At 66.4% G+C, this 7,515-nt stretch carries 3 protein-coding genes; all 3 read left to right on the forward strand.

The features are described from left to right. Nucleotides 1-3: 3 nt before the first annotated feature. The 3 genes from ACYVK7_RS24190 (at nt 4) to ACYVK7_RS24200 (ending at nt 7,440) form a co-directional block, all read left to right on the forward strand. Complete coding sequence (locus ACYVK7_RS24190; RefSeq protein WP_460890274.1) at nt 4-4,305, forward strand: TIGR02680 family protein; 4,302 nt, start codon at nt 4-6, stop codon at nt 4,303-4,305. Continuing rightward, the gene (locus ACYVK7_RS24195) at nt 4,305-5,750 is read left to right on the forward strand and encodes a TIGR02679 family protein (protein WP_460890275.1); all 1,446 of its coding nucleotides are present in this window, start codon (nt 4,305-4,307) and stop codon (nt 5,748-5,750) included. The genes ACYVK7_RS24190 and ACYVK7_RS24195 overlap by 1 nt, the downstream gene beginning before the upstream one ends. 301 nt (nt 5,751-6,051) lie before the next feature. Beyond that, nucleotides 6,052-7,440: an AAA family ATPase gene (locus tag ACYVK7_RS24200; RefSeq protein WP_460890276.1), complete on the forward strand. Its 1,389-nt coding sequence runs from the start codon at nt 6,052-6,054 to the stop codon at nt 7,438-7,440. Nucleotides 7,441-7,515: the final 75 nt, after the last annotated feature.

Raw genomic sequence — 7,515 nt, forward strand, 5'->3', positions numbered from 1 at the left:
CCCATGACCGCCATGTCCTTGAACACCGTGGGCGCCCCCTCTGGTGAGGACCTCACCCCGGCCAAGCATCACGCCGACAGGTGGGCGCTGCACCGGGCTGGAATCGTCAACGTCTGGTTCTACTACGACACCACCTTCGAGATCTCCGGCGGACGCCTCATCTTGCGCGGCACTAACGGCTCCGGCAAGAGCCGCGCCCTGGAGCTGCTGTTTCCCTTCCTGTTTGACGCCGACCGCCGCCGTATGGACGCCACAGGTTCGGGCAAGGTCCAGCTCAGCGACCTGATGAAGTCCGGCGCGCAGGAAATGGGCAACCGCGTCGGATATTTGTGGGCAGAACTGCGTCGTCCGCTCGGCCTGGATGACTCCCTCGGTGAGACCCAGCGTGACGGCATGCTGTCGTCGGGGCCGGACGGCGATGGGTACGCCTACCTCACGATCGGCGCTCACCTGCGTTGGTCCCGGTCTACGGGTGAGGTCAAGCCGCACTACTTCACGACGCCATTGCGGGTCGGGGAGGGTGGACTGTCGCTGATGTCGGCGACCCGCGACCCGTTGTCGCGCGACGAACTGACGGAACGCGTCGGTCACGAGCGAGTCAGCACCTCACCCGAGGAGCACCGCGTGCGCGTGGCGCAGACCGTGTTCGGGCTGACGGGGGAGCGGGCCGCCGAACGGTACAGCGGGCTGCTTCAACTGCTGCACACACTGCGCTCGCCTGATGTCGGCAACCGGATCGACGAGGGACGCCTCCCGCAGATCCTCACCGACGCTCTCCCGCCACTGTCCGAGCGGGCGCTCGATGCGGCCGGTGAGAAACTCGACGGCCTGACCGAGACCCGGGACGCCCAGCAGCGGCTCAAGGTCTCGCTGGAGCACGTAGAGGCGTTCTTCGGCATCTACCGGCGGTATGCGGCTGCGAAGGTGGCCGAGGCCGCCATAGCGGCACGCGATGCAGCCGGCACACATCTCGAAACGATCAGGGAAGCGCAGGAACGACGCCGCCATCACAAGGCGCTCGAGACCGAGAAGGTGCAGGTCGAGGCTGACCTCCGCGAGCTCGAGAGCACTATCGATGAACTCGACTCCACGATCTCCGGGATCAAGGAGTCCGCAGGTTTCAAGGGCCACCAGGAACTGCACGAACGCGGACAACGGGTCCACGCGCAGAAGAACACGGCGGAGGCACGATTCGCGGCGTCCGGTTCTGCACGAGGGAACGAGCGCAACGCCGTGGAACAGGCCGACAGGCGCGCCGACGACGTCGTCGATGCGGGCGCTGTGCTGAACGCGGCGCTCGGTGCCGCACGCAGGACGATGACTGACGCTGGTGTGCCCGACGGCATCGTCGCCGGGCTGCCGAATGACCTCGTTGTCACAGCGGCCGACTCACGTGCGCACACCGTCGCGATCCGCACGACGGTGGACGGCGACCCACAGCCGCACCTGCGACCGGTGCCACGGTCGCTGGGCACCACGCCCGACGACACCAGCGGGTTCGGGGCACGGATCGACGACGTCCGGCAGGCAGTGACGCTGCGGGCCGAGCATGCGCACCGACGCGGGGAAGCGGCACACGTGCTCGAGCGGGAGCACCAGCACGTGATCCGCGCCGCTGAGAAGGCTGCGGACCGGGAGAGCGACGCTGAGGTTACTGGGGTGGAGGCTGAGGAACGCTCCGACGAGCTCTCCCACGTGGTCGACGAGTACGTCGTCGGCTGGCGGGCCTGGCTGTCGGCCCCAATGGTCGCGCCGCTCGCCCCGGCCGGACAACGCGATGGTGCCGATGCGCTGGCGCGGGTGGACGACGCCCTCGCCGATCCGGCCGCATTGCTGGACGCTCCTGTCGATCTGCTCCGGACACTCGACAGCGCTGCACAGGAGATCACGGAACCGCCACGTAAGCGGTACCTCAAGGAGATCAGCCTCCTCGACATCGCCGACGACGAGGACGGCCGCACTGATAGCAAACTCGCCGCAGAGCAGCGCAGGCTCGAAGCCGCCATGGATCCGGAGCCAGACCCCGCACCCGGGCAGATCGCACAGCCGCAAGGAGCCGTCCCGTTCTGGCGAGCCGTTGACTTCGCCCCCGGTCTCGACAACGACGCCCGGGCCGGTGTCGAAGGCGCACTGACCGGCTCCGGGCTGCTCACCGCCAGCATCAGCCCGGACGGCACACTGCACGCCGGGGACGGACAACTGCTCGCGACCGCCTGGGGGACGCCGGTCACAACCCGTTCGGCCACGGACGTCCTGCGGCCAGATCCGTCCGGCGGAATTGCGACAGACCTCGTCGACGAGATCCTGTCCCGCATCGGCCTCCACCACCACAGCACCGGACCGGGCAGCAAGCAGGACAGCGGAGTGGCGCTGTGGATCGCCAAGGACGGTGGCTGGGGCGCCGGCCCGCTCACAGGAAAACACCGGCCCCAGGCGGCGCAGTACGTCGGCGCGACCGCGCGCGCAGCCCATCGTGCGGCACGGCTGGCCGAGATCACTACCGAACGGCAGCAGATCGCCCAGGCGATCACTCACCGGGCAGCGTCCCGCCAGCAGATCGAGGAGAAGATCGAGACACTGACGATACTCGTCGGCAAGGCACCACGCAGCCAGCCGATCGTCACCTCGCACAGCATCGCCGCAGAAGCCTCCCGCCGCGCGCAGAGGGCCGGGGAAGCCGCCCAGAAGGCGCGGCAGGAGGCCGACGAGATGGACCGCAGCTGGAAGAAGAACCAGCAACTGCACCGCCAGATCTGCGGCGAACGCGGACTTCCGACCGACGCGCGAGAGCTAGAGACAGTGGCTGGCAGGTCGGAGAGAGCAGCCGCCGAGTGCGTTCACGCCGGGGACGCACTGCGCAGGCTCGACCGGAGACGGGACGCTCACAGGGACGCGCTCGTCAACCTAGCGTCCGCCATCCAGGCTCGCGAGGAAGCAGAATCCGAAGCAGGCCGGGCATGGTCCGTATGGAGCAAGGAGGCAGCCGAGCTCGCAGCACTCCAGGAGAACGTCGGCGCCGACGCGCAGGAAGCCGCCGACAACCTGCAACAGACTTCGCAAGCACTCGAGACCGCGCGCGGCGAAGCAGCCATGGCCCGGCCCCGGCACGAACAGTTGATCAGCGACGTCAGCGCTGCCAACGGCGAAGCCAAGCGCGCCGAGGAAGCCATCACCGGAACCACCGAGAACCTAAGTTCCGCTGCCGCGCGGCTGCAGCGCACCTGCGGCCTGACAGGCATCACTGCCGCAGCATTCCGGTCCGATCCCGGAGACCTGACCGCTGCCGGCGCGGAACCGCGCGCCGTCAAGGCGGTGGCCACGCGTATCCTCAGCGCCGTCCATGACCACACAACCCGATCTGACGAGACCACGCTCGGCAAGGCCCAACAGCATCTGGAACGCGAACTGTCCGGCATCTACGACATCGACGCAAGAGTCGACGAGGGCATCCGGATCATCGCGCTCGTGGACGCGACGGGGATCAGGCCGATCGCCGCAGCTGCCACCGAGCTCACCAAGCATGTCGCTGACGGTGAGGCCGCGCTCACCGAGAAGGAACGGAAAGTGTTCGAGGAGTTCGTCCTCGGCGGCGTCGCCGGCGAGCTGCGGGACCGGCTCAACCGCGCTAGCGAGCTTGTCGAAGCCATGAACGCTTCGCTGCGCACCATCCGCACCAGCCACGGCATCGGTGTCAAACTGCGCTGGAAGCTCGACGACGACGCTGATCCGGCAGTCACACGCCTGCGAGACCTGGTCTCTAGGAGCAGCGAGCTGCGTAGGCGCGAGGAGGACCAGGAACTGACCGTCCTGCTCAGGGACCGCGTCGACCGGTCGTTCGCGCTCGACCCGTCCTCCGGATACGCCGCGCACCTGCGCAGCGCGCTCGACTACCGCATCTGGCACCGGATGGAGGTCATCATCCTCGGGCCAGAGCCGGGGCAGGAACGGCGCATCAGCACGCGCGCCAAGCTGTCCCAGGGAGAGACGCGGTTCGTCTCCTACGTGACGCTGTTCGCTGCGATCGACGCCTACTTGTCGGGCCTGCCCGACACGGCCCGGTCGTTGCGGATGCTGCTTCTCGACGACGCCTTCGCGAAGGTCGACGACCCCACCATCGCGGAGCTGATGGGACTGCTTGTGCGGCTCGACATCGACTTCGTCATGACTGGGCACTCCCTTTGGGGCACGTATCCCCAGGTGCCCGCACTGGACGCCTACGAAGTGCGACGCGGAGAAGGGACTGCAGCGATCACAACGCGCGTGCATTGGGACGGGCATAACCGGCACCTGCGTCCGATGGGGTGATGGAGATGGATGCCACTCACAAAGAGAAGCCTGCGGCCGGGGCAGGCGTGCCGCTGTCCGATGACGTTCGCAGGAACCTTGGTCACCCGTCACTCGCCGGGCTCTGGACTGCGATCCGGACTCATCTGGAGCGCAACTCGCTTGCCGTGACCGGTGTAGTGACTGCCAACCTTGACTACGAGGCAGCGGACCGGCTCAACGGACTGGTCGGGATGTCCCACCGAGGGTGGAAACCGGGCCGCCGGAAGATCTCCTTGACGGCGCTCGACGTCGCACTTCGCGCCTCGGCGGCCCAGGCCGGCCTGGTGAGCGTCGTCGCCGATCTCACCGGGGGGTCGTTGATCGACCGGCCAGCCGCGCGGAGACAACAGGACGAGGCGCGCAGCGCGTTGTGGGCTCGGCTGGACACCGCTCTCGCGCGCGCCGGATTAGCGGATGCACCATGGGTAGCCGGATTCGTCGAAGGCGTCCGGAAGTCCGGCCTGCTCACTAAGGCCGGCGACACGGGTGGCCGGATCGTGAACGAAGCCGGGGCGGTTCTGTCGGAGCTTGCCAGGTCGGGCGCGTTGAAGCCGAACAGGGCCGACGGCGTCCCGGTCGAACCATCTGGACTCACCTTCGTCGAGCTGGGCGAACTCGCCACCCGGACCACGGGTAGCGCCCATGGGCTCGACGAGGGCAGGACGACCGCGCGGCTGGTGCTCCGCGCTGCGGCCGCTGCGGTCGGCCTACCAGTGCCGGGAACCGCTGGTGAGCGGCGAGGCCTGTGGGCGATGCTCGGCGTCTCGCCGGACAACGTGTCCGGAACGGTCCTGACCTGGGGCTTGCGACCACCAGGTGACAGCCTGTGGGCGAGGTCGATGCGTTTGAGGGCCGACGCCGGAGTGGTTACGCACCTGACCCTGCAGGAGCTGGAAGCAGCAGGCCTGCTCCCCGGCAGCCTGGCAGAAGGCGCCGAGCGGATACTGGTGGCCGAGCCAGAGACCTCCGTGTGGGCCTGCGAGAACCCACAGGTGGTGCAGGCGGCGGCTCGCGCAGGTCGTGCCTCGCCCATCGTCTGTACCTCTGGCAATCCCTCCACTGCAGCCTGGCGCCTTCTTGCACGGCTCATCGACGACGACGTGTCCGTGCACTACCACGGAGACTTCGACTGGCCCGGCATCGAAATCGCGAACCGGCTGTACACACTCGGGGCAAGCCCGTGGCGGATGAATGCCGAGGACTACGACGCGGCGATCAAAAACGCGCAGGCCACGGAACGCCTCCCACTGGAGGGAGCTGCCCGCTCCACACCGTGGGATCCGAGGTTGGCCTTGGCGATGCAACGCCACGGCACGGCCGTCCACGAGGAGGCTCTGATCGAGCTTCTCCTGAGGGACATGAGGTTGGGACTCACGCACAAGACCGGCGTCCCGAACTCGGCGCACTCTCGCAAGAGCCGCTAGGCCAGGCACTCTGGTTCGTCCTCAAGACCGTGTTCGTGGGCGCTGTCGAGTTCACGAGGAAATACCGCCCGCATAGCCTCCGTCGGTCGCAGATCGGTGGCTTGCGCGGCGGATTGGAGTCCGAAGACCGGCCGCTGGACGACCCGCGTAACCTTGGTCGTGATATGCGCTGACGGGCATCTCGCTAGGCTATCCCGCGTGATCAGCGTTGTGCTTCTCGGCACCGTCGGCGCTGCATGTTACCCCTGATGCGCACGGCCGGCTGGTCGGGGTGTGTCGGACGGCCCACTGGAGGCGCCACATGAGCAATTGGGCGAAGTTCTGGGCTGTTGACCTTCATGTCCACACGCCGGGCTCGGAGGATGCCAAGGACGAGAATTTCGGCACGGCTGCAGAGATCGTCGGCGCCGCGGTCGAGGCTGGCCTTCATGCCATTGCTGTCACTGACCACAACACAGCGTCGTGGTGTCAGCAGGTTGCCGACGCAGCGGTCGACATGCCACTTGTAGTGCTACCGGGCGTCGAGATCAGCACCACCGAGGGCCACCTGCTCGCTGTGTGGGAAGAAGGCACCGATCCAGGCACGGTTGAAGAACTTCTCGTCACGCTCGGTATCGGACGGACCGATCGTGGCAAGCTCGACATCGCGGCCACTGTCGGATTCGCGGACGCTGCAATGAAGGTCGAACGGTCTGGCGGACTAGCGATCGCCGCGCATGTGGAGAAGGACAAGGGACTACTGCAGCTGGCCGTCAAAGCGCACCTGAAGAAGACCCTGCTCAACTCCGCGATTAGCGCGGTCGAAGTCGTTCACATGGACACCATTGATCGGGTGGCGAGTACTGTGGCCGGCGGGCGCACGGTGGCATTCGTTCGAGGGTCAGATACATGGGACCCCACACGCAACTGCCATAGCGTCTCCGGTATAGGCGCACGACGAACGTGGATAAAGGCGAGCCGCCCGGATCTGATCGGCTTGAAGCATGCATTCGCTGATCCCGAGCTCCGCATCTCACTCGACGCCCCGCCAGAGGTTCCGCCCTACCGGCGTATCGAATCTATCGAGATCGCAGGCGGATTCCTCGGCGGACAGAGAATCGAACTGTCACCCGATCTGAACTGTCTTCTGGGCGGGACAGGGGCCGGAAAATCGCTCATACTCGAGGCCGTACGCTTCGTACTTGACCAGCAGGTAGACCCTGAGGCCTTCCCAGCTATTCGCCAAGAAGTCGACTCTCGCATGGCGAAGGCTCTGACGAATGGTGGCGTCGTCCGACTAGGACTTGCTGGCGACGGTAAGCGGTACCAGATCGAGCGCACATTTAGCACGGCTGGCTCTGCTCCATCGAGAGTCCTCCAGCAGACCGGAACCGACTGGGCAGAGATTGACGCCGATCCGGCCGCCGTGTGTCCGCTGGCCGCCTTCTCCCAGGGTGAAATTCTGGAGTACTCGCGGGAGCCCGTTGGGCGGATGGCTCTCGTAGACTCATCGATCGACCTCGACGCGATCAACGACAACGTAAATTCCGCGATCGACTCGATGAGAGTTAACGCCCGCAAGCTCATTTCCGCGCGTGCTCGAGTTCGACGACTCAAGGAGGAGTCCGGCAAGGAGTCCGAGTTTTCAGAGCAAGTGCGGCAGCTCACCGACCTGTTCAAGACGGATACCGTCAAGGAACAGTCCCACTGAGGTTTTCTCGCCTCATTCGCTGACGGGGCGTTGAAGGTGGAGCAGGACGAGTGCAGCTGCGGCGATCTCGGTGAT

The sequence above is a fragment of the Promicromonospora xylanilytica genome (assembly GCF_054782895.1).

Coding starts and splice junctions, on each gene's coding strand:
- ACYVK7_RS24190 (WP_460890274.1), top strand. CDS start 4: ATGACCGCCATGTCCTTGAACACCGTGGGCGCCCCCTCTGGTGAGGAC.
- ACYVK7_RS24195 (WP_460890275.1), top strand. CDS start 4,305: ATGGAGATGGATGCCACTCACAAAGAGAAGCCTGCGGCCGGGGCAGGC.
- ACYVK7_RS24200 (WP_460890276.1), top strand. CDS start 6,052: ATGAGCAATTGGGCGAAGTTCTGGGCTGTTGACCTTCATGTCCACACG.